The organism is Streptomyces sp. NPDC037054, assembly GCF_055606745.1.
This window is the reverse complement of the sequence record NZ_JBVJSJ010000025.1, coordinates 1-21946: the sequence shown is the minus strand read 5'-3', so window position 1 is coordinate 21946 and position 21946 is coordinate 1. Positions and strand designations below refer to the sequence as shown.

The following is a 21946-nucleotide window of genomic DNA, read 5'->3' as shown; positions in this document are numbered from 1 at the left end:
AGAACACCCGCCATCACTCTCGCCGCATGACCACCCCCAACACCCGCACACCAGGCACCACGTCCTTGACGAAGGACATAGAGACACCCCCCCCCGCGGAGCACATACACCCCCGCCTCCTCAGCAGAATCGCTTCTGCGCCACTCGTAAGGGCGAAGCCCGTCCTCGTCCGTCCCACGGCCGCGCGTGCGAAAACTAGTTTCGTCGCCGGAGGTGACCGAACGATGACGGCCTGTGCGATCGAGCCAACGGCGGAACCCGCGGAAACCGAGGAAGAAGGGACCACGCGGGCAGGCTGCGCCCTCACCGCGGACGGCGCCTACGCCGCGCGCCTCGCCGGGGACGGCGACGCGTGGTTCCCGGAGCGCTGGACGCTGGACGGACCGGAGCCGTACGCGGTGCCGCTGCCCGGCACCCGGCCCGAGGAGCCCGGCACGGAGGTGCAGCCGATGGGCGACGGGCGGGTGCTCGTCCACCGTCCGGCGGGCGGGCGGCACGCCTTCTCGCTGCTGTACCCGACCGGCCCCGGCACCGGCGAGCTGCCGCTCGGCACCGTCGAGTGCCCGGCCGAGGCCACCCGGCTGCGACTCCTGCCGCCCGCACCCGGCGGCGACCGCGCGTACGCCCTCGCCGTGGGCCGGAGCTCCAGCGCGGTGTGGCTGGTGGCGGGCGGGGCCTTCGGGCCCGAGCGGCTCGCCGAGGTGTCCGGCCGCTGCTCGGGCGGGGTGTGGCTGGACGGCACCGGGCGGATGCTGGCCGTGGACCGGGAGAGAGACGGCCGGACCAAGACGGTCGTGGTCGACCTGGAGCGCGGCGGCGAGGTGTCGCCGCTGCTGGAGATCACCGAGGACAGCGACGACCGGCTGCTGCTCGCGGACCCCGACAGCGGGCTGCTGATGATCGCCTCGGACGCGCCCTCGCCGGGTGAGCCCCGGCTGGGCTGGGGTGTCCTGGGCAGCACGCTGCCGGTGCGGTTCCCGGAGAGCCTGCGGGTGCCGGACTGCACGGTCACGCCGTTCTCGGTGCAGCCGGGGCAGATGCTGACGCCGGAGGCCTGCGCGGTGGCGCTGCGCGTGGACGGGCCGCTGGGCAGCTGGGTCGGCATGTGGCGGCCCGCGGGCCGGGGCATCCACCATCTCCCGGCGCCCAAGGGCTGGTTGGCGGGCACCGGCCGCTGGTCCAGGGAAGGCGAACTCCAACTCCCCTACGCCACCGAGGAGGTGCCGTGCGGTGTGGCGCGGCTCGCGGCACCCTGGGGGGACAGGGACGGCGCGGGGGATCCGGTCCGGGGCGGCACGGCCGTGCCACAGGCCGCGGAGGACCCCTCCGCGACGCCGGGCGGGCCGGCGGACCAGGGTCCCCCGACGCCTGCCGCGCCACGGCCGGTGCCCTTGCGGGAAGCGCCACTTAGACGACTTGTAACGAACTAGTGCCGGTTGGCGTGGCCGCCTGGATTCGCCCCATGGTGTGCCGGTTAGACTCGCCCGGCTGTAGGAAAGATCATGTTTGACGGGGTGAATTCCTTCCGATGAGCGACGTAAAGAACCAGCCGCTCCCGGCCGACGTCCAGGAGATCGCCGCCGGCCACGGCCGGCACCGCGGCGAAGTCTCCACGCAGGACAGCGACGCGGCTCCGCGCGGTCGTCACCGCAAGCCCGCCGACGAGTCCGAGTCGACCGCGGCCTGACCCACAACCGGCCGGCCGCACGCGGCGGCCCGCGGGTCTCTCCAGCGGTCCACCGCAGGTCTCACCGGCGGGTCCACCGCAGGTCCGACCGGCGGTGCACCGCACCGGCCGGCCATCGGCGTCACACGGCCCCGCCCGTCAACCGACGGGCGGGGCCGTTCCGTTGACGCGGACGCCGACGCTACGCGTGCTCGATCCGCCCCGCCGCCAGTACGGGTGTGTTGCCCCGGTCGGCCGCGCCCACCTCCACGCGGACCGCCCCGGCCGCCGCCGGCCCCTCAGCATCCCCGCGCCACATGCGGATCCGCAGCGTCTCCCCCGGGTACACCACCCCGGCGAACCGCGCCGCGTACGCCCGCACCAGGCCCACCTCGCCCGCGAGGAGCGTGTCGACGACCGCCTTGAGTGTCATGCCGTAGGTGCACAGCCCGTGCAGGACGGGCCGGTCGAGGCCCGCGCCGCGCGCGAACTCCGGGTCGGCGTGCAGGGGGTTGGCGTCGCCGGTCAGCCGGTAGAGCAGCGCCTGGTCCGGGCGGACGAACCGCTCGACGGTCGACTCCGGCGCACCGGAGGGTGGTTCGGGCCGGCCGGACGGCCCGCGTTCGCCGCCCCAGCCGCCTTCCCCGCGTACGTGCACGTCCGCCTCGCAGGTCCACAACGGCCCGTCCCCGTCGGCCACTTCGGTGCGCATGACGAGGACGGCGGCCCTGCCCTTGTCGTGCACGGCGACGATGCGGGACGTGGCGGTGGCGACGCCGTTCGCGGGGATCGGCCGGTGCGTCCACAGGCGCTGACCGGCGTGCAGCACGGCGGCCAGGTCCACGTCCACGCCGGGCATCGACAGCGCCCCGATCACCCCGGGCGGCCCGCCCCCGGCGACGGTCGCGAAGCTCGGCAGGACGTGCAGGCGGGACTCCAGGGTGTAGCGCAGTTCGGCGGGGTCGGTCGCGGGGACGCCCGCGCCGATGCCGAGGTGGTAGAGCCGTACGTCGCGGTCGGTCCAGGCGATCTCCTCGACGCGGGGCGCGGCGGCGAGGGCCCGGGCGACGTCGATGGGCATGGCACTCCTGTCGGGGTCTTCGGCACGGCCGGCGCGGGGGGCCGCGAGCACCTTTGAACGTCCCCCACTTTGCTGAACGCCCCCTACTTTGCCCGACCGGCCACGCTCAGCGAACGGCCACGCTCCACGGACGGCCGCGCTCAGCGACTGGCCACGCTCCACAGCCGGCCTCACTCAGCGAACGCCCGCGCCCACAGCCGGCCGCGCCCGGCAACCGGCCACGCCGCACAGTCGGCCACGCCGCACAGCCGGCCGCCCTCCACGACGGCCCACTTTGCCCGACCGGGCGTCGCGCGACCGCCGCGTGTTCCGCCTCGCGGCCCTACTCTTGCTCCGTGAACGAAATGCCCCGTACATACCGGCCCGCGAAGTCCATCCGGGTATTGCTGGCCGAGGACCCGGGAATGACGCGCGGGGCGCTCGCGATGCTGCTCGGGATGGAGCCGGACATCACGGTCGTGGCGCAGGTGCGGGCCGGGGAGGAGGTCGTGGACGCCGTCCTCGTCCACCGGCCCGACGTCGCGCTCCTCGACGTCGAACTGCCCGGCGCGAGCGGCCTGGACGTCGCCGCCGAGCTGCGCGGCCAGGCGCCCGACTGCCGGGTGCTGGTCCTCACGACGTACGCCCGGCCGGGCCTGCTGCGCCGGGCGCTGGCCGCGGGCGCCGCCGGTTTCCTCGTCAAGGACGGCCCCGTGCACGAGCTCGCCGCCGCCATCCGCCGAGCGCTCACCGGCGAGACCGTGATCGACCCGGCGCTCGCCTCGACCGAGACCCTGGACCCCGGGCCGGCCTGAGACGCCCCGCCGCCCGCGTGGACCACGGCTGCCCGCTGCCCTGCGGCCTACGACCTACGGCCTGCGCCGGAACAGCGCCGCCCACAGGAAGTCCTCCCCGAAGTGCGGCGAGTCCTCCGGTTCGTCGCGCATGCGGCGCAGTTCGACTTCCGTCAGATCGCCGCCCGCCGGTTCGGCGAAGATGTGGCGCAGCGACTCGGGGGTGTAGCCGACGCCGCCGTGCAGCCCGCCCTGGCGGTAGAAATCGGCGTCCGGCAGCTCCGAGCCCATGGCACCGGCCGCGAAGCAGGTCAGCACGAACGCGCCGCCGGGCGCCAGCACCCGGTCCAGCAGGGCGAGATAGCTGACGCGCCGGTGCGGCGGCAGGTGGTGGAAGCAGCCGGAGTCGTACACGAGGTCGTAGGGGCCGGGCAGTTCCGCACCGGCGAGCGCGAAGGCGTCGCCGCAGTGGAAGCGGACACCCTCGGCCCCCGTCTCCCGGGCCCGCTCCCGCGCCCACTCGACGGCCGTGGGCGACAGGTCCACGGCGTCCACCTCGAAGCCGCGCGCCGCCAGGTGCAGGGCGTTGCGGCCGGGTCCGCAGCCGAGCTCCAGGGCGCGGCCGGGAGTGAGGAGGCCGCGGTCGAGCCAGCCGGCGAGGCTCTCGTCGGGCTTGGCCACGAAGAACGGCACCTGCCGGGAACGGTCGGCGTAGAAGCCGTCCCACCAGTCGGCGCCGCCACGCCCCGCCCACCGGTCGGCGCCCGGCGCGAACAGGTCGTCCAGGAGCGCGAGTACGTCGTCGACTGTGCGCACGTGCCGGTCCAAACGTACGTGCCGGTCCATCCGGCCCCCCTTCCACGTCCCCGTGATTCTATCGACGAAGACCGGAAAACCCCAGGTCAGGCCGCCTTTCACGACCCCACCCCGAGGCGCCGTCCGGCCGTTTGGCGGGGCGCCGGGGCCATCCGCGAGGGATCACACCGGGCCCGGTCGCCCCATCCCGTGGCGCCCGCCCGAAGGCCGCAGGCAGCCCCTTCCGCCGCCGACCTCAGGGCCCTTTTCACCGCCCTCTGCGAGATCCCGCTCCCCGCTCCCCCACCCACCCCAAGACCCGGTCAAGATTTCGTTAGACTGCCAAAGCAACGGAATAGTTGCCCGAGCGCACGGGGTTCACGGTGCACATACCGGCTGGGATCTTTTCTGGAGGCCTCGTTCCATGACGCTGACGACGACCGACCGGCCCGCCGGCAAAGCGGGCGGGGCCGTGGTCCCGGTGCTCGCCTTCGCGGGCATCGCGGTCGCGGTGATGCAGACGCTGCTCGTCCCCGTCATCAAGGACCTGCCCCGGCTGCTGGACACCTCGGCGGGCAACGCCACCTGGGTCCTGACCTCGACCCTGCTCTCGGGCGCCGTGGCGACGCCGATCATGGGGCGGCTCGGCGACCTGTTCGGCAAGCGGCGGATGCTGGTCGCCAGCCTCTCCGTCATGGTGGTCGGCGCGCTGGTCAGCGCCTTCACCAGCGCCCTGCTGCCGATGATCGTGGGCCGTACGCTGCAGGGCTTCGCGATGGGCGCGATCCCGCTCGGCATCGGTCTGATGCGGGACATGCTGCCGCGCGAGAAGCTCGGCTCCGCGATGGCGCTGATGAGCTCCTCGATCGGCGTCGGCGGCGGTCTCGCGCTGCCGCTGGCGGCCCTGGTCGCCCAGCACACCGACTGGCACGTCCTCTTCCACGGCGCCGCCGGCCTCGGCGTCATGGCCATCGCGCTCACCCTGCTCGTCGTACCCGAGTCGCCGATGCGGGCCAAGGGCACCTTCGACGTGCTGGGCGCGCTCGGCCTGTCCGCCGGGCTCGTCCTGCTGCTCCTGCCGATCACCAAGGGCAGCGACTGGGGCTGGTCGTCGGGCACCACGCTCGGCCTGTTCGGCGCGGCCGTCGTCGTCCTGCTGCTGTGGGGGGTGATGGAGCTGCGGATGGCCGCCCCGCTGGTCGACCTGCGCACCACGGCCCGGCGCGAGGTGCTGCTCACCAACCTGGCGTCGATCATGGTCGGCGTCTCCTTCTACGTGGTCTCCCTCGTCCTGCCGCAGCTCCTCCAGCTGCCCACCGCCACCGGGCACGGGCTCGGCCAGTCGATGGTGGTCGCCGGTCTGTGCGTGGCCCCGCTCGGCGTGACGATGATGTTCACCGCCCCGGTCTACGCCCGCCTCTCCGCGCGGTACGGCCCGAAGACGACGCTGATCATCGGCATGCTCGTCATCGCGCTCGGCTACGGCGGCGGCCTCGGCCTGATGGACGCCGCCTGGCAGACCGTCGTCACGTCGGTGGTGCTGGGCGCCGGCATCGGCCTCGCGTACTCCTCGCTGCCCGCGCTGATCGTCGGCGCCGTACCGGCCTCGGAGACGGGCGCCGCGAACGGCCTCAACACGCTCATGCGCTCCATCGGCACGTCCACGTCGAGCGCCGTGATCGGCATGGTGCTGGCGAACACCGCGGACACCGTCGGCGGCGTCGAGATACCCACCATGGAGGGCTTCCGGCTGTCGTTCGTGATCGCGACCGCCGCCGTGGCCGTCGGCCTGGTCCTCGCGCTGTTCCTGCCGGGGCAGCGCCCGTCCGGCCTGCCCCAGCTGCGCGCGAGCAGCGAGGAGGACGCGAACCTGGCCCGCGCCGAGGAGGTCCTGCGCGGCTTTCGCGGCCGGGTCCTGGACGCGGGCGGGGCGCCGGTCCCGCGCGCCGAGGTCACGCTGATCGACCGGCACGGGCGGCAGGCCGGCACGACGCTGTCCGGCGAGGACGGCGGTTACGCCGTCGCCGTGCCGTCACAGGGGTCGTACGTGGTGGCCGTGACGGCCGCCGGGCACGGGCCGCGCGCGTCCTCGGCGACGCACTGCGGGGACGAGCGCCCCGTCGACCTGGATCTGTCGCTGCCCGGCGGAACGCTGCCCGACGGGACGCCGCCCGGCGGGACACTGCCCGGCGCGACGCCGCCCGGCGCGACGCCGCCCGGCGGGACGGTTACCGCGTAGCGGGCGCGGTGCGGCAGCATGGGGCCGCGAGACGTACGGACGACCGAGAGGCACTTCCATGACCGCGGCACCCAAGCCGGACATCCTCGCCGCGTTCGAGGCGGCGAAGGGGTTCATGCCCACGGACGAGGGCCTCGCCCTGTACGCGGCGGCCGTGCGGGCCGGGCGGCTCGGGCTGCCGCTGCTGGAGGTCGGCACGTACTGCGGGCGCTCCACGATCCTGCTCGCGGACGCCGCCCGGCAGGCCGGCGTCACCGCGCTCACCGTGGACCACCACCGGGGCAGCGAGGAGCAGCAGCCGGGCTGGGACTACCACGACCCGGAGACGGTCGACCCCGAGCTGGGCGTCATGGACACCCTGCCGGCCTTCCGCCGCACCTTGCGCCGGGCGGGCCTTGAGGAGCACGTGGTGGCCCTGGTCGGACGCTCCCCGCAGATCGCGCGGCTGTGGAACGCGCCGCTCGGGCTGGTCTTCGTGGACGGCGGTCACACCGACGAGCACGCCACCGCCGACTACGAGGGCTGGGCCCCCCATGTGGCGGAGGGCGGCCTGCTGGTGATCCACGACGTGTTCCCGGACCCGGTGGACGAGTTCACCGGCCAGGCCCCGTACCGCGTCCACCTCAGGGCCCTCGCCTCGGGCGCCTTCACGGAGGAGTCGGCCACCGGTTCGCTGCGGGTGCTGCGGCGAACGGGAGCGGGGATCTGAGGGCCCGGTTAGAGTCGCAGACGTGTCGTACACAGGCCCGGATTTCGCACCTCCCCGCCCGCCGCGCTCCCGCCGGCCGCTGGTCGTGGCGTCGGCCGCGCTGGTGACGGGGGCGCTGCTCGGCTGGCTCGCGTACGAGGCGGCCGGGGACCCCGGCGGCGGTTCCGGCGGCACGGCGGCGCCCTCGTCGTCGGCGCCGCGCGCGAGCGCGTCCCCGAGCGCCGACGACGGCAAGCGGCCCGGCGCCTCGCCTTCCGTCTCCTCCCCCGCCGCGTCGCCGCGCGAGTCCGCGTCGTCGTCGGCGCCCGCCGCCTCCGGGCCGCTCAAGGGCAAGGTCGTCGTCATCGACCCGGGGCACAACCCGGCCAACTTCCGGCACACGTCCGAGATCAACCGCCAGGTCGACATCGGGACGGGCCGCAAGGAGTGCGACACCACCGGCACGTCCACCAACGACGGCTACACCGAGGCGAGGTTCACGCTGGACGTGGCGCACCGGATGCGGGCGCTGCTCGAACGGCAGGGCGCCACCGTGAAGTTGACGCAGGACGCGGACCGTCCCTTCGGGCCGTGCGTGGACGAGCGGGCCCGGATCGGGAACACGGCGCGCGCCGACGCCGTCGTGTCGGTCCACGCCGACGGCTCGGCCGCCGGCAACCGCGGCTTCCACGTGATCCTGCCGGGCAGCGTGCACGCGGGCGCCGCGGACACCCGGCCCATCGTCGGCCCGTCCCGCGACCTCGGCGAGCGCGTCGCGGGCCGGTTCCTGCGCGCCACGGGCAGCGCGCCGTCGAACTACGTCGGCGACGGCACCGGACTCGTCACGCGCGAGGACCTGGGCGGTCTCAATCTGTCAACGGTTCCCAAAGTGTTCATCGAGTGCGGCAACATGCGTGACAGCAAGGACGCGGCGCTGCTGACCAGCGGGGCGTGGCGGCAGAAGGCGGCGCAGGGCATCTCTGAGGGAATCGTGAGTTTCCTGCGCGGGTAGGCGTCCGCGGGCTGATCCCGGCGGACACCTCCACCGGACGGACGATAGTGTCGTCCCTACGATGAGGGGCCACCCCCGCGCTTCCCACCCGGGCCTCACGGCGACACGGTGAGAGCGACGCCTCTACCGACGACGAGACGACCTACGAAGGACCTGAAGTGAATATCCGCTCCCTCACTCGAGGCGACGGCGTGGTGATCGGAGCAGCGGTATTGCTGTTCATCGCGTCGTTCCTCAACCTGTACTCCGCCAAGGGGTTCGATCTGGACGTCACCGCGTGGGACAGCCTCGGCACCGGCCTCGGTCTGTACATGGGTGGTGTCATCGGTGCCGCGCTGATCGTCGTCAACCGCTGCCTGCCGCAGCCCCGCAAGGTCGCCGGTCTCGACCTCGGGACGGTCGGCGCGGCGTTCGCGGTCCTCGTCGCGTGGAGCCTGCTCTGGTCGCTGCTGGACGTCGGCGAGGGCGCCAGCGCCGGGGCCGGTCTGATCCTCGGCTTCATCGCCTCGCTGGCGCTGGCCGGTGCCGCCGTCGCCACGCCGCAGGTGCCCGCCCTCCAGGCCGCCCTGATCCCGGCCCCGCGTCCCGCGTCCCCGCAGCCGTACGGCGCCGCGCCGCAGGGCGGTTACGGCTACCCGGGCGCGCAGCAGCCCGCGTTCGGCGGTCAGCCCCAGCCGGGCCAGCCGCAGCCGGGCCAGCCCTACGGCGGTCAGCCGCAGCAGGGCCAGCCGCAGGCGGCCCAGCCGGCCGGGGACTTCTCGCCGTTCTGGTTCGCCGTGCCGGTGCCGCGTCCGCTGTTCGCGGAGGACGGCTCGCCGACGCCGATCGCCGAACTCGCGCCGGGCACCTGGTACCTGGCCGTCGAGCAGCGCGGCCAGGCCCTGGTCGCGCAGACGCAGGACGGCCGCCGCGGCGTCCTCCAGGACACGTCGGGCATCCAGCGCGGCTGACGCGCACCGCGCCCCGTACGACGGCCGACGGCCCCTGCCCTGTCCGGGCGGGGGCCGTCGCGTGCTCGCGCCCGCCGAGGGCTACTTGACGGCCATCTCGCCGAGTTCCGACCAGTCGTCCTGCTCCAGCGTGGTGTTCACGATGCGCGGGGTCGCGGCGAGGTAGCGCGGCAGCTTCTCCTGGGCGGCCTTGAAGTGCGCCGACCGCACGTGCGCGGCGCCCGCCTCGTCGTCGCGGAAGGCCTCGACGAGGACGTACTCCGTGGGGTCCTCGACGCTGCGGGACCAGTCGAACCACAGGCAGCCGGGCTCCGCGCGGGTGGCGCGCGTGAAGTCGCCGGAGATCTCCGGCCACTGGTCGGCGTGCTCGGGCAGCACCTGGAATTTCGCGGTGATGAAGATCATGGGAGGTCTCTTTCGAACGTCGGGGTTCCGCACCGGCCCCGCGCCGCGAGCACCCTCGGCCGGGACAGGTCGGTGTAGCCACCAACGTGGTTACCGATGGAGGTGGCCCGGGATGACGGGGCTCAGGTTCCCCGCAGTTCGCCCACCGACGGGACCTTGTCCTTCACTTCCGCGCCGGAGCTCTTGCCCGCGTCCTTGACCTGGTTGATGACGTCGTCGAAGGAGTTCGCGATCGAGTCCGGGGTCTCGCCCTTGCGGAGCTTGGACGGCAGGTCCTTGAGCTTGTCGATGCCCGCGGTGAGCGGGGCGACGGCCTTCGACAGCGTGGGGTCGCCCTCGGCGTTGCGCGCCGCCGCCTTGAGCCGGTTGTACGCGAACGTCCCGGCGAGCCCGGCCTTGATCAGCGTGGCGGTCCGCCCGTCGGCGCCCTTCTTGAACTTGCCCGCGCGCCACGGCTTCACGATCCACTGGTAGGTGGCGCCCGCCGCGAGCCCGGCGTTCGCCACGAACCGGGTCTTGGCGAACTTCTGCCGCTCGGCGGACCCGGTCGCGGTCGGCGAGGAGTCGGCGGCGTCCGCGCTGTCGTCACCTCCGCAGGCGGTGACGCCGAAGAGGAGGGCGCAGCACAGGACGGGGGCGACGATCACTCGGCGCGTGGACGATACGGGCACGGGGTCCTCCGGGGGCGCACGGGTCACTTCCTCCCGCAGCGTCACCCGCCCCGCCGGAACGCGCCATCGGACGGGGCCCGTTCGGGTTTCGACCGGCGTTGCGGGGTTACCCGACGGTCATGTCCCCCCGATATCGCACCAGCGCCAATCAGGCCGGCACGGTCATAGCGATCGTCGCCGACGTCATGGCTCTCATCCTGGGCCTGTGGATCCTGATGTACCTGCTGGACGCGAACCGCGCGAACGACTTCGTGCAGTTCGTCCACGACGCGGCCCGCTGGCTCGCGGGCTGGTCCCACGACCTGTTCACGTTCAACGAGGAGTGGGCGCGCGTCGTCGCCGGTTACGGACTGGCCGCCGTGGTCTACCTGTTCGTGGGCCACGCGATCGCGAACCGCGTCCACCGCCACTGAGCGGGCGCCCACCGCCCCTCCCCCGCGCGTCGGTTCAGCTGTCGCAGCAGTCCGGGTCGAGGCCCGTCGGCAGGTGCTCGCCGCCGAAGACAGCGCAGGTGGCGTCGTGGCCGCCGAGCGCGGCGACCGCGAGCAGCAGGGAACCGGCCGTCCAGGTGGTCAGCTCCCGCGGCCATATGACGCCGTCGTCGAAGACGTAGCCCGTCCAGTACAGCCCGGACTCCGGGTCGCGCAGGTGCTGGATCGACTGGAGGATCTCCAGCGCGCGGTCGGACTCGCCCGTCGCCCACAGCGCCAGGGCGAGTTCGGCGGACTCGCCGCCGGTCACCCACGGGTTGGGCACGACGCAGCGCACGCCGAGGCCGGGCACCACGAAGCGGTCCCAGCCCTCCTCGACACGGGACTTGGCCTCGGCGCCCGTCAACGCGCCGCCCAGCACCGGGTAGTACCAGTCCATCGAGTAGCGGTCCTTGTCGAGGAACCGCTCCGGGTGCCTGCGGATCGCGTGCCGCAGCGCGCCGGCCGCCAGCTCCCAGTCGGGTTGCGGCTCTTCGCGCTGCTCGGCGATGGCGAGCGCGCAGCGCAGCGCGTGGTGGACCGAGGACGAGCCGGTGAGCAGCGCGTCGGCGGTGTCCGTGCCGTCGTCGTCGCGCCGCCAGCCGATCTGGCCGCCCGGCTGCTGGAGCCGCAGCACGAACTCCACGGCCGCGACGACCGTCGGCCACATGCGGTCCAGGAACGTGTCGTCGCCCGTGGACAGGTAGTGGTGCCACACGCCGACGGCCGGATAGGCGACGAAGTTGGTCTCCCGGCCGCGGTCGGTGACGTCGCGCGCGTCGCCGTCGGCGTAGGCGGCGTACCAGGAGCCGTCCTCGTTCTGGTGCCGGGCCAGCCAGGTGTACGCCCGTTCCGCGGCGTCGTGTTCACCGGCGGCGTCCAGGGCCATCGCCGCCTCGACGTGGTCCCACGGGTCCAGGTGGTGTCCCCGGAACCACGGGATGGCGCCGTCCTCGCGCTGCGCGGCGAGGATGCCGCGCACGGTCTCGGCGGCCTGCTCGGCGGTCAGCACCCCGGGCAGGACCAGGTGTTCCGTCCGGGGAGTGGTCACGTGGCGTCCGCCTCGGCGACGCGGGGCAGGTGCGGCTTGGTCGCGTAGGCCACGAAGCTCTTGCCGATCAGGGGGTTCAGCGCCTGCTCGGCGACCCGCGTCGCGAGCGGCTTCTTCATGATGTCCCAGACCAGCAGCTTGTGGTACGCCCGCACGGGCAGCGCCTTGTCGTTGTCGACGCCGAACGCGCACTTCAGCCACCAGTACGGCGAGTGCAGCGCGTGCGCGTGGTGGGTGCCGTACGGCTTCAGCCCGGCCTCGCGCATCTTGCCGAGGAGTTCGTCGGCGCGGTAGATGCGGATGTGGCCGCCCTCGACCTCGTGGTAGGCGTCGGACAGCGCCCAGCAGACCTTCTCGGGCCCGTAGCGCGGGACGGTGACGGCGATCCGGCCGCCGGGCCTGAGGACGCGCACCATCTCGGCGAGGACGCCCTTGTCGTCGGGGATGTGCTCCATCACCTCGGAGATGATGACGACGTCGAAGGACTCGTCCGGGAACGGCAGCGCGAGGGCGTCGCCCTCCATGGCGGTGGCGGTCGCGCCCTCGGGCGCCTCACCGGCCTCCTTCATCGCCGCGAACCACTTGGCGACCTCGCGGATCTCCTCGCCGTTCTGGTCCAGCGCCACGACCTGCGCACCGCGCCGGTAGCACTCGAACGCGTGCCGGCCGGCACCGCAGCCGAGGTCCAGTACGCGGTCGCCCGGTGCGAGCGGGAACCGGGAGAAGTCGACGGTCAGCACGTGGCCCTGCTTTCGGGGTAGACGCCTTCAACATCGGAGGTGGGGGCCTCGGCAACGGACACGGGGGTCCCGGCGCTGGACGCCGGGGCGGTGGATGCCGGAGCGGTGGGGGACGTGGCGCTGGACGCCGTAGCACCGGCGGGCGTGGCGCTGGAAAGCGTGGCGGTCCGGGGCGGCGTGGCGGCGGCGATGGCCTCCCGGTAGCGGGCCACGGTGCCCTCGGCGGCCCGCGCCCACGTGAAGTGGCGCAGCACCCGCTCCCGCCCGGCCGCGCCGAGCCGCGCGCGCAGCGCGGCGTCGCCCAGCAGGCGGCTCAGTCCGGCGGCCAGCGCGCCGGCGTCGCCGGGCGGCACCGCCAGGCACGTCTCGCCGTCGCGCCCGGCGACCTCGGGAATGGCGCCGCCGGTCGTGGCGAGCAGCGGCGTGCCGGTGGCCATGGCCTCGGCGGCGGGCAGCGAGAAGCCCTCGTACAGCGACGGCACGCACGCGACCTGCGCCGAGCGCACCAGGTCGACCAGTTCGGCGTCCGAGATGCCCTTGACGAAGCGGACGGCGCCGTCGAGCCCGTACCGCTCGACCGCCTTGGCGACGGGCCCGCCCGTGGGCCGCTTGCCGACGACGACGAGGTGGGCGTCGGGGTGCTCGGTGCGCACCTTCGCCAGCGCCTCGACCAGGAACACCAGCCCCTTGAGCGGCACGTCCGCGCTGGACGTCGTCACGATCCGCCCCGGCACCTGCGGCACCGACGGGTCGGGCGAGAACAGGTCGGTGTCGGCGCCGATGTGGACGACGTGGACGCGGTCGTCCCGTACGCCGAGGTGGTCGACGATCTCCTGGCGGGAGGAGCCGGACACGGTCAGCACGGACGGCAGGCGGCGCGCGACGCGCTTCTGCATGCGGGTGAAGGCGTACCAGCGGCGCACCGCGTACCGGCGGCGCCGGCTCCGCGCCGCGTCCAGCTCCAACTGCCGGTCGACGGTGATGGGGTGGTGGATGGTGGTCACCAGGGGCGCGCCGATGTCGCCGAGCAGGCCGTAGCCGAGCGTCTGGTTGTCGTGGACGACGTCGAACTCGCCGCGCCGGGCGCGCAGATGGCGGCGGGCGCGCAGCGAGAAGGTGAGCGGCTCGGGGAAACCGCCGGTCCACATCGTGGCCACTTCGAGGGCGTCGATCCAGTCGCGGTACTCGTCCCGCTTCGGAGTGCGGAAGGGGTCCGGCTGGCGGTAGAGGTCGAGGCTCGGCAGCTCGGTGAGGACAGGTCCGCCGCCCGCGCCCGGTCCCGGACCTCCGTCTGTGCCTGTGCCGTCGACGACGTCGAGGACCGGATACGGCTGGGCTCCGATGACCTCCACGCGGTGTCCGAGCCGGGCCAGTTCGCGCGAGAGGTGCCGGACGTAGACGCCCTGGCCGCCGCAGAACGGGTTTCCCTTGTACGTGAGGAGCGCGATGCGGAGCGGTCGCCCGCCGTCGGCAGCGAGGCCCTCCGGGGACGCCGCCTCCCTGGCCTCAGCGGTCACTCTGGGCCCCCTTCTCCCTGCACTGTCCCGCGAGATTACGACGGGACGCTAATCTAGAACAAGTTTCAGACTTGATCGTTCAAGAGGCTCCGAATCTACCGGCAGGTAGGGGCGCTGTGGCCAGTGGATCGGGTGATTCGCGCCACGGCGCGCAACCCTGGCATGCTGTGCGATCACTCGCCCTCACCGACTGTCACGGAACGCACGGGAACGCACGGGAACGGACGGGACGGCACCATGGCTGCGGGATCCACAGCGGAGGCGGGCGCGGCGGGACCGGCCGCGGCCCCGCTGACCGAACGGCAGGAGGCGCGCCGCCGCCGCATCCTGCGCGCGACCGCGCAACTGGCCGCGCGGGGCGGGTTCGACGCGGTGCAGATGCGGGAGGTCGCGGAGTCCTCACAGGTCGCCCTCGGCACGCTGTACCGGTACTTCCCGTCCAAGGTCCATCTGCTCGTCGCGACGATGCAGGACCAGCTGGCGCGGCTGCACGGCACCCTCCGCAAGCATCCGCTGGCGGGCGAGACGGCGGCCGACCGGATCGCGGAGACCCTCATGCGCGCCTTCCACTCCCTCCAGCGCCGGCCGCATCTGGCGGAGGCCATGGTCCGGGCCCTGACCTTCGCGGACCGCAGCGTGAGCGCGGAGGTGGAACAGGTCTCACGCCGGACCACGGCGATCATCCTGGAGGCGGCGGGCCGCCCGGCCCCGACCCCCGACGAGCTCTCCGCGATCCGCGTCATCGAGCACACCTGGCACTCGGCCCTCATCACGTGGCTGTCGGGCCGGGCGTCGATAGCGGAGGTGCAGAGGGACATCGAGACGGCGTGCCGCCTCATCGACCTGACGGCGCCGGGGATGGGGGCGGGGACAGCGACGGGGCGGGAGGGGTAGCCGTTCCGGTTCCGGTTTCGGTTCCGCTCCCGGTTCCGGTTCCGGTTTCGGTTCCGGTTCCGGCAGTCGCCCATCTCACCTCGGCGCCTTCCCTACGGCCGGGTAGAGTGGCCAGTCGTCATCACACCCGTACGGGGGGAAGCCGGTGCAATTCCGGCGCTGACCCGCAACCGTGAACCACCAGGGCCCCGCCCGGTGGTGAGCCGGATCGCCCCGCACGGTTCGTGAACGGCTCACGTGCCCGGCAGTCCGCCGGAGCACGGCACCGTCGAGGTATACGGAGCCGAGCCGCCGGGGGTGCCCCGTGCTGCCCGGCTCCCCGCAGGGAGAGGCACCCGCCGATCATGAACGTCCGCCGCAGCGCCGCGGTCCTGGCCGCCACCGCCGTGATCGGTGCCGCCGCACCGGCCGCCGCCGACTCGTCCCCGTCGCCGTCGCCGTCCGCGGCCCTCCCGTCCGGCCTGTACGGCAAGACGGACCCGACGTACGACGGCGTCTGGCGCCAGTCCCTCGCCCTGCTCGCCCAGCACACGGTGAAGGTGACGCCCGCGCCGAAGGCCGTCGACTGGCTGGTGCGCCAGCAGTGCGCGAACGGCGCGTTCGCCCCGTTCCGCGCCGAGCCGGCCAAGCCGTGCGACGCCAAGACGACGGTCGACACGAACAACACGGCCGCCGCCGTCCAGGCCCTGACCGCGCTCGGCGGCCACGACGCCGCCGCCGACAAGGCCGTCGACTGGCTGAAGTCCGTGCAGAACGAGGACGGCGGCTGGGGCTACGTCCCCGGCGGCGCCAGCGACACGAACTCCACGTCCGTGGTCATCGGCGCGCTCGCGGCGGCCGGGGAGAAGCCGGCGGAGGTCGTGAAGGGCGGGAAGTCTCCCTACGCGGCCCTGCTGAAGCTCTCGCTGCCCTGCGAGGGCGAGGGCAAGGACGCGGGCGCGTTCGCCTTCCAGCCGGACAAGAAGGGCACGTTGGCCGCCAACGCCGACGCCACCGCCGCCGGTGTCCTCGGCGCCCTCGGCGAGGGCCTGGTGGTCGACGCGGCCGAGAAGCCCGACACGGCCGTCGAGCCCTCCTGCTCCGACGCCGGCGAGGCCACCCCGGAGCGGGCCGCCGCCAACGGCGTCGCGTACCTCGCCAAGTCCCTCGCGAAGAACGGCCACTTGACGCTGGCCGGCACGGGCGGCCCCGACCACGGCAACACCGCCGACGCCGTCGTCGCCCTCGCCGCACAGGGTGCCGACCGCCAGGCGGCCAAGGCCCTGGACTGGCTGAAGCGGAACTCCGCGGCCTGGGCCGAGCAGAGCGGCCCCGCGGCGTACGCCCAGCTCGTCTTCGCGGCCCACGCCACGGGCACGGACCCGCGCGACTTCGGCGGCAAGGACCTGGTGAAGCAGCTGAACGCGACGGGACCGGCCCCGCAGGCGGAGAAGGGAGACAGCGAGGAGGCCGGGAAGAAGGGGGAGGAGACGAAGGAAGACTCCCCGTTCGGCGTCTGGTGGTACGTGGGCGTCTGCGTGGTCATCGGCATCGGCTTCGGCTTCCTGCTCAGCGGCCGCCGGAAGCAGCAGCCGTGACCGGCCGCCGTTCGCGGGCCCTGCTCCTGGCCGCGCTCGTGCTGTGCGCGGGCGTCGGCACGGGCGTGGGCGCGGGCCCGGCACAGGCCGCCGGTTACCGCTACTGGTCCTTCTGGGACCGCGCCGGCGACGGCTGGACGTACGCCACCCAGGGCCCGGCCACGGCCCGCCCCTCCGACGGCGACGTCCAGGGCTTCCGCTTCGCGGTGAGCGAGAACTCCGGCAACGCGGCCCAACCGCGCGGCGCCGCCGACTTCGCGACGATCTGCGCGTCCACCCCGAAGCGGGAGGGCAGGAAGCGGATCGCCCTGGTCCTCGACTTCGGCACGCGGCAGGACGCCCCGGCCGGGGAGACCCCACCCGCCCCGCGCACGGCCTGCGCGAGCGTCTCCCCCGACGCGACGACGTCCGACGCCCTGTCGACGGTGGCCAAGCCCCTCCGCTACGACACGAACGCCCTGCTGTGCGCGATCGGGGGCTATCCGGAGCGGGGGTGCGGGGAGCAGGTGGCGAAGGAGAGGACGGAGGAACGAGAGAAGCCGGCAGCAGAGCCGGCAACAGAGACAGGCCCGTCGCTGGGCTGGACAGCGGGCGGCGCACTCGTGGCCGTCCTGGCAGCGGCGGCGGTCTGGCAGTTCCGGCGCAGGCATGCGTAACCGCGGACAGTCGTGCCGCCGGGGCGGCGCCCGTCCCACGGAAAGCGGCACCCGGCCAACGCCGGCACGTGTCCCCACCCCTCGCCACCGGGACCGGCGCCGTGCGCACCTGCACCCCGGCGCCTGGTGGCTCTGGGCGATATCCCTGGGCATCGCGGCCACCCGCACCACCAACCCCCTCCTCCTCACCCTCCTCATCGCCGTCTCGGCCTACGTCGTCGCGGCCCGCCGCCCCCACACCCCCTGGTCCCGCTCCTACTCGACGTTCGTCAAGCTCGCGCTCGCCGTTCTCCTCATCCGCGTCGCCTTCACCGTCGTCCTCGGCTCCCCGATCCCCGGCTCCCGCACCCTCCTCACCCTCCCCGAACTCCCCCTCCCCGCCTGGGCCCAGGGCATCCGCCTCGGCGGCGACGTCACCCTCGAACCCCTCGTCTTCGCCCTGTACGACGGCCTGAAACTGGCCACGCTCCTCATCTGCGTCGGCGCGGCGAACGCCCTCGCGAACCCCTCGCGCCTCCTCAAGTCCCTCCCGGGCGCCCTGTACGAGACCGGCGTCGCCGTCGTCGTCGCCCTCACCTTCGCCCCGAACCTCATCGCCGACGTCCAGCGGCTGCGCGCCGCCCGCCGGCTGCGCGGCCGCCCCGACAAGGGCCTGCGGGGCCTGCTCCAGGTTGCCCTGCCGGTCCTGGAGGGCGCGCTGGAACGCTCCGTCGCGCTCGCCGCCGCGATGGACTCCCGCGGCTACGGCCGTACCGCCCGAGTCCCCGCGGCCGTACGGCGTACGACCGCCGCGCTGACGCTGGCCGGCCTGCTCGGGGTGTGCGCGGGGACGTACGGGATGCTGACCGCGGCGGGCGGCACGTACGGACTGCCGGTGCTGCTCGCCGGGTTGGCGACCGCGCTGGCGGGGCTGTGGCTCGGCGGGCGCCGGTCACTGCGGACCGGGTACCGCCCGGACCGCTGGGACGCCCGCGCCCGGCTGGTCGTCGGGTCCGGCGCCGCCGTGGCCGCCGGCCTCACGCTCGCCGCCGTACGCGACCCGGCGGCCCTGCATCCGGGCGTCGTCCCGCTCGTCGCCCCGACGCTCCCCCTCTGGCCGGCGGCGGCGATCCTGCTGGGCCTGCTGCCGGCCTTCGTCGCCCCGCCCCCGACCTCCGCATCCGAGGAGCAACCGTGATCCGCTTCGAGGACGTCTCCGTGACGTACGACGGCGCGGCCCGCCCCACCGTGACCGGCATCGACTTCGAGGTCCCGGAGGGTGAACTCGTGCTGCTCGCCGGGCCGTCGGGCGTCGGCAAGTCGACGGTGCTCGGCGCGGTCAACGGACTCGTCCCGCACTTCACCGGCGGCACCCTGCGCGGCCGGGTCACCGTCGCCGGCCGGGACACCCGCACGCACAAGCCGCGCGAACTCGCCGACCTGGTCGGCACGGTGGGCCAGGACCCGCTCGCGCACTTCGTGACGGACACGGTCGAGGAAGAACTGGCGTACGGCATGGAGTCGTTGGGGCTGGCTCCGGACGTGATGCGGCGCCGGGTGGAGGAGACGCTTGACCTGCTGGGGCTCGCGGACCTGCGGGATCGTTCGATCGCGACGCTCTCCGGGGGCCAGCGGCAGCGGGTCGCGATCGGTTCCGTCCTCACGCCGCACCCGTCCGTGCTGGTCCTCGACGAGCCGACGTCCGCGCTGGACCCGGCCGCCGCCGAGGAGGTCCTGGCCGTCCTGCTGCGCCTCGTGCACGACCTCGGGACGACGGTGCTGCTGGCCGAGCACCGGCTTGAGCGCGTCGTGCAGTACGCCGACCGGGTCGTGCTGCTGCCGGAGCCGGGCGCGGCGCCGGTGGTGGGCGATCCGGCGGACGTGATGGCCGTGTCGCCGGTGTATCCGCCGGTGGTCGGCCTGGGCCGGGTGGCGGGCTGGACGCCCCTGCCGCTGACGGTGCGGGACGCCCGACGCCGGGCGGGAACGCTGCGCGAGCGCCTGACGAACCGGGAAACACCGGCCGGCGGGCCGGACGGGGGGAAGTCGGCGGACGGCAAGCCGTACGAGGGCGAGCGGGTGGACGGCACGCCGCACGGGAGCGAGCCGGTGGGCGGCAGGCCGGTCGGGGGCGAGGCGGTGGAGGGGCGGCGTCCCGCAGCGGGGGCCGGCCGCAGGCGCCGGTTCCTGCGCCGATGGCGCGCGGCCACGGCCACGGCCACGACCACGGCCGCGCCCTCAACTCCCGGCCCGCTCGCCGAGGTTCGCGGCCTCGCCGTCCGCCGTGACCGCGTCCGGGCGCTGCGCCACGTCGACCTGGCCGTCTCCCCCGGCGAGGCCGTCGCCCTGATGGGCCGCAACGGCGCCGGGAAGTCCACGCTGCTCGGGGCGCTGGTCGGGCTGGCGGAACCGGCCGCCGGTTCCGTCCGCGTCGGCGACGCCGTACCGCACCGGACGTCGCCGCGTGAACTCGTGCGCCGCGCGGGCCTCGTACCGCAGGAGCCACTCGATCTGCTGTACGCCGACACGGTCGCCGCGGAGTGCCGGGCCGCCGACCGGGACGCGGACGCGGAGCCGGGCACCTGCCGGGCGCTGCTGTCCACGCTGCTGCCCGGCGTGGCCGACGACACGCACCCGCGTGACCTGTCGGAGGGGCAGCGTCTCACCCTCGCGCTGGCCGTCGTCCTGACCGCGCGCCCGCCGCTGCTCCTGCTGGACGAGCCGACCCGCGGCCTGGACTACGCGGCGAAGGCCCGCCTCGTCGCGCTGCTGCGGGAGCTGGCCGCCGAGGGGCACGCCATCGTCCTGGCCACGCACGACGTCGAGTTGGCCGCCGAACTGGCCCACCGGGTCGTGCTGTTGGCGGACGGCGAGGTGATCGCGGACGGCCCGACGGCGGAGGTCGTGGTGTCCTCCCCGTCCTTCGCGCCGCAGGTGGCGAAGATCCTTGCGCCGCAGCACTGGCTGACGGTGACGCAGGTCCGCGAGGCGCTCGGCCTGCCGGACGCACGCCCCACGGAGCCGACGCCATGAGCGATTCGTTGCAGCGGCAGGCACGCGCGGTGCGGTTGGGCCCGCGCTCGGTCGCCGCGCTGATGCTCGTCGGGACGGTCGGGGTGGCGGCCATCGGCTGGCCGTTCCTCGCGCCGCCGACGTCGCAGGTCGCGGCGCACTCCCAGGACGCGCCGTGGCTGTTCGCGGGGCTGCTGGTGCTGCTGGTCGCGGTGGCGACGGCGACGATCTCGGAGTCCGGGCTCGGTCCGAAGGCGGTGTCGATGCTGGGCGTGCTCGCGGCGGCGGGCGCGGCGCTGCGGCCGATCGGGGCGGGCACGGCCGGCATCGAGCCGATGTTCTTCCTGCTGGTGCTGAGCGGACGGGTCCTCGGGCCGGGCTTCGGGTACGTGCTGGGCTCGGTGACGATGTTCGCGTCGGCGCTGCTCACGGGTGGGGTGGGGCCCTGGATGCCGTTCCAGATGCTGGCGATGGGCTGGTTCGCGATGGGCGCGGGCCTGCTGCCGGGCCCCGACCGGCTGCGCGGCAGGTGGGAACTGATCCTGCTCGCCGGGTACGGCTTCGTGGCGGCGTTCGCCTACGGCACGGTGATGAACATGGCGGGCTGGCCCTTCCTCGGCGCCCTGTCCTCCAACATCGCCTTCGACGCGGAGGCGTCGGTCCCCGAGAACCTGGCGCGCTTCGTGGCGTACTGCCTGGCCACGTCGCTCGGCTGGGACCTGGGCCGGGCGATCTGCACGGTCGTCCTGACGCTGACACTGGGCCGCCCAGTGCTACGAGCGCTGCGCCGCGCCACTCGCCGGGCGGCGTTCGAGACGCCGGTCACATTCGAGGCACGCGGCGAGTAGGCCCGCGGACACGGCCGGTCACGACGACCCGAGCCTCGGGGTGAGCCGCCCCACAGGCCGTAGGTCCCCTACGAAGCGGGGCCGTACGCGCCGCGCACCGCGACGCCCGCCGCCACGCGGGCACAGCGCGCCGCACCACACAGGCACGTACACAAGGACATGCGACCAGACCTAGTAAATGGGGTCATTGCGGACGAATGACCGGACTGTTTCTCTGGACCGGTCGCCAGGCGCCGACGTACCCACGGGTCGCGGCGCCGACGTATGCCCCTCCTGCCGACGGCAGGCACCGCGACGCCCCGACCCGACCCCGACGAGAGGCCCCCCGTGTCCGCAGCGTCCCTCCTCCTCCGCGCCGCCGCCCCGAAGAAGGCCCTCGCCGGTGCCGCCGTGGCCGCCGCCACCTGCGGCACCCTGATCGCCGCAGCGCCCGCCCAGGCCGCGCCGACGGCCGCCTCCTCGGCGCAGACGGTCGCGAAGAGGATGATCGCGGACTCGGACCAGTACCAGTGCTTCTCGAAGATCGTGGAGCACGAGAGCGGCTGGGACGTCAACGCCACGAACACCTCCAGCGGCGCCTACGGCCTCGTCCAGGCCCTGCCCGGCTCCAAGATGGCCTCGGCCGGCGCCGACTGGAGGACCAACCCCGCCACCCAGATCGAGTGGGGCCTGGACTACATGAAGGACCGCTACGGCAGCGCCTGCGGCGCGTGGGACTTCTGGCAGTCCAACGGCTGGTACTGACCCGCACCCGCCCACACCCCACTCCCCCGAACCGAAGGCGGCGGCCTCATCCCCTAGGCCGCCGCCTTCGCCATCGCGGACACCGCCCCCGTTATGTTCTTCGCGGTCCTGCAATGGGGCTGCTGGCCTCCGGGCCCGGTATGACTGTGTCCCCTCTGTCGAAGGCATGACCTGGGGG

General features: G+C 74.1%; 21 protein-coding genes, 1 pseudogene and 1 riboswitch. Of the genes and pseudogenes, 15 read left to right on the top strand and 7 right to left on the bottom strand.

Annotation, left to right across the window (positions count from 1 at the left end; all coding sequences use genetic code 11):
* Positions 1–224 precede the first annotated feature (224 nt).
* Together ACZ7D7_RS33815 and ACZ7D7_RS33810 are read left to right on the top strand one after the other, a co-directional pair.
* A complete protein-coding gene (locus ACZ7D7_RS33815) occupies positions 225–1430 on the top strand; it encodes a hypothetical protein (RefSeq protein ID WP_470829372.1) in 1206 nt (401 codons plus the stop codon).
* Between the two features lie 98 nt (positions 1431–1528).
* Positions 1529–1687 carry a hypothetical protein gene (locus tag ACZ7D7_RS33810; RefSeq protein ID WP_470829371.1) on the top strand — a complete coding sequence of 53 codons (159 nt, stop codon included), beginning with the start codon at positions 1529–1531 and terminating at the stop codon, positions 1685–1687.
* A 181-nt stretch (positions 1688–1868) separates the two neighbouring features.
* Here ACZ7D7_RS33810 and ACZ7D7_RS33805 read toward each other — a convergent pair whose 3' ends face one another.
* Complete coding sequence (locus ACZ7D7_RS33805; RefSeq protein ID WP_470829370.1) at positions 1869–2747, bottom strand: MaoC/PaaZ C-terminal domain-containing protein; 879 nt, start codon at positions 2745–2747, stop codon at positions 1869–1871.
* A 344-nt stretch (positions 2748–3091) separates the two neighbouring features.
* On the opposite strand from ACZ7D7_RS33805, the pseudogene ACZ7D7_RS33800 reads away from it, so the two are divergent.
* Positions 3092–3535: pseudogene (locus ACZ7D7_RS33800) on the top strand (response regulator); the annotation flags it as partial.
* Positions 3536–3595: 60 nt separating this feature from the next.
* On the opposite strand, the gene ACZ7D7_RS33795 reads toward ACZ7D7_RS33800, so the two are convergent.
* Complete coding sequence (locus tag ACZ7D7_RS33795; RefSeq protein ID WP_470829373.1) at positions 3596–4348, bottom strand: class I SAM-dependent methyltransferase; 753 nt, start codon at positions 4346–4348, stop codon at positions 3596–3598.
* Between the two features lie 391 nt (positions 4349–4739).
* Between ACZ7D7_RS33795 and ACZ7D7_RS33790 the strand changes: the two genes are divergently transcribed.
* From ACZ7D7_RS33790 to ACZ7D7_RS33775, 4 genes are all read left to right on the top strand, one after another.
* Entirely contained in the window at positions 4740–6554 is a 1815-nt protein-coding gene (locus ACZ7D7_RS33790; protein ID WP_470829368.1) for an MFS transporter, read from the top strand.
* Positions 6555–6612: 58 nt separating this feature from the next.
* Positions 6613–7263, top strand: coding sequence for a class I SAM-dependent methyltransferase (locus tag ACZ7D7_RS33785; RefSeq protein ID WP_470829367.1), 651 nt, complete (start codon positions 6613–6615; stop codon positions 7261–7263).
* 22 nt (positions 7264–7285) lie between these two features.
* Positions 7286–8254, top strand: coding sequence for an N-acetylmuramoyl-L-alanine amidase (locus ACZ7D7_RS33780; RefSeq protein WP_470829366.1), 969 nt, complete (start codon positions 7286–7288; stop codon positions 8252–8254).
* A gap of 158 nt (positions 8255–8412) precedes the next feature.
* A complete protein-coding gene (locus ACZ7D7_RS33775) occupies positions 8413–9204 on the top strand; it encodes a hypothetical protein (protein ID WP_470829365.1) in 792 nt (263 codons plus the stop codon).
* 81 nt (positions 9205–9285) lie between these two features.
* Here ACZ7D7_RS33775 and ACZ7D7_RS33770 read toward each other — a convergent pair whose 3' ends face one another.
* Both ACZ7D7_RS33770 and ACZ7D7_RS33765 read right to left on the bottom strand, forming a co-directional pair.
* Positions 9286–9609 carry a putative quinol monooxygenase gene (locus ACZ7D7_RS33770; RefSeq protein ID WP_470829364.1) on the bottom strand — a complete coding sequence of 108 codons (324 nt, stop codon included), beginning with the start codon at positions 9607–9609 and terminating at the stop codon, positions 9286–9288.
* Between the two features lie 122 nt (positions 9610–9731).
* The gene (locus ACZ7D7_RS33765) at positions 9732–10280 is read right to left on the bottom strand and encodes a hypothetical protein (protein WP_470829362.1); all 549 of its coding nucleotides are present in this window, start codon (positions 10278–10280) and stop codon (positions 9732–9734) included.
* Between the two features lie 119 nt (positions 10281–10399).
* Between ACZ7D7_RS33765 and ACZ7D7_RS33760 the strand changes: the two genes are divergently transcribed.
* Positions 10400–10693: a hypothetical protein gene (locus ACZ7D7_RS33760; RefSeq protein WP_470829360.1), complete on the top strand. Its 294-nt coding sequence runs from the start codon at positions 10400–10402 to the stop codon at positions 10691–10693.
* A 34-nt stretch (positions 10694–10727) separates the two neighbouring features.
* On the opposite strand, the gene ACZ7D7_RS33755 is transcribed toward ACZ7D7_RS33760, so the two are convergent.
* From ACZ7D7_RS33755 to ACZ7D7_RS33745, 3 genes are read right to left on the bottom strand one after another with little or no spacing between them, the layout of a single operon-like run.
* Complete coding sequence (locus tag ACZ7D7_RS33755) at positions 10728–11801, bottom strand: prenyltransferase/squalene oxidase repeat-containing protein (RefSeq protein ID WP_470829359.1); 1074 nt, start codon at positions 11799–11801, stop codon at positions 10728–10730.
* Entirely contained in the window at positions 11798–12541 is a 744-nt protein-coding gene (locus ACZ7D7_RS33750; protein ID WP_470829358.1) for a class I SAM-dependent methyltransferase, read from the bottom strand. The genes ACZ7D7_RS33755 and ACZ7D7_RS33750 overlap by 4 nt, the downstream gene beginning before the upstream one ends.
* The gene (locus ACZ7D7_RS33745) at positions 12535–14058 is read right to left on the bottom strand and encodes a glycosyltransferase family 4 protein (protein ID WP_470829356.1); all 1524 of its coding nucleotides are present in this window, start codon (positions 14056–14058) and stop codon (positions 12535–12537) included. Before ACZ7D7_RS33745 ends, ACZ7D7_RS33750 begins: the two co-directional genes overlap by 7 nt.
* 237 nt (positions 14059–14295) lie before the next feature.
* On the opposite strand from ACZ7D7_RS33745, the gene ACZ7D7_RS33740 reads away from it, so the two are divergent.
* The 7 genes from ACZ7D7_RS33740 (at position 14296) to ACZ7D7_RS33710 (ending at position 21768) form a co-directional block, all read left to right on the top strand.
* A complete protein-coding gene (locus tag ACZ7D7_RS33740) occupies positions 14296–14952 on the top strand; it encodes a TetR family transcriptional regulator (protein ID WP_470829355.1) in 657 nt (218 codons plus the stop codon).
* 83 nt (positions 14953–15035) lie between these two features.
* Positions 15036–15162, top strand: a riboswitch (cobalamin riboswitch).
* 134 nt (positions 15163–15296) lie between these two features.
* The gene (locus tag ACZ7D7_RS33735; RefSeq protein WP_470829354.1) at positions 15297–16529 is read left to right on the top strand and encodes a prenyltransferase/squalene oxidase repeat-containing protein; all 1233 of its coding nucleotides are present in this window, start codon (positions 15297–15299) and stop codon (positions 16527–16529) included.
* The gene (locus tag ACZ7D7_RS33730) at positions 16526–17185 is read left to right on the top strand and encodes an SCO2322 family protein (RefSeq protein WP_470829353.1); all 660 of its coding nucleotides are present in this window, start codon (positions 16526–16528) and stop codon (positions 17183–17185) included. Before ACZ7D7_RS33735 ends, ACZ7D7_RS33730 begins: the two co-directional genes overlap by 4 nt.
* Positions 17178–18362: a CbiQ family ECF transporter T component gene (locus ACZ7D7_RS33725; protein ID WP_470829352.1), complete on the top strand. Its 1185-nt coding sequence runs from the start codon at positions 17178–17180 to the stop codon at positions 18360–18362. Before ACZ7D7_RS33730 ends, ACZ7D7_RS33725 begins: the two co-directional genes overlap by 8 nt.
* Entirely contained in the window at positions 18359–20197 is a 1839-nt protein-coding gene (locus tag ACZ7D7_RS33720) for an ABC transporter ATP-binding protein (RefSeq protein WP_470829350.1), read from the top strand. The genes ACZ7D7_RS33725 and ACZ7D7_RS33720 overlap by 4 nt, the downstream gene beginning before the upstream one ends.
* Positions 20194–21024 (top strand): ECF transporter S component, encoded by an 831-nt coding sequence (locus ACZ7D7_RS33715; protein WP_470829349.1) that lies wholly within the window; start codon positions 20194–20196, stop codon positions 21022–21024. Before ACZ7D7_RS33720 ends, ACZ7D7_RS33715 begins: the two co-directional genes overlap by 4 nt.
* A gap of 327 nt (positions 21025–21351) precedes the next feature.
* Positions 21352–21768, top strand: coding sequence for an aggregation-promoting factor C-terminal-like domain-containing protein (locus tag ACZ7D7_RS33710; protein ID WP_470829348.1), 417 nt, complete (start codon positions 21352–21354; stop codon positions 21766–21768).
* Positions 21769–21946 lie beyond the last annotated feature (178 nt).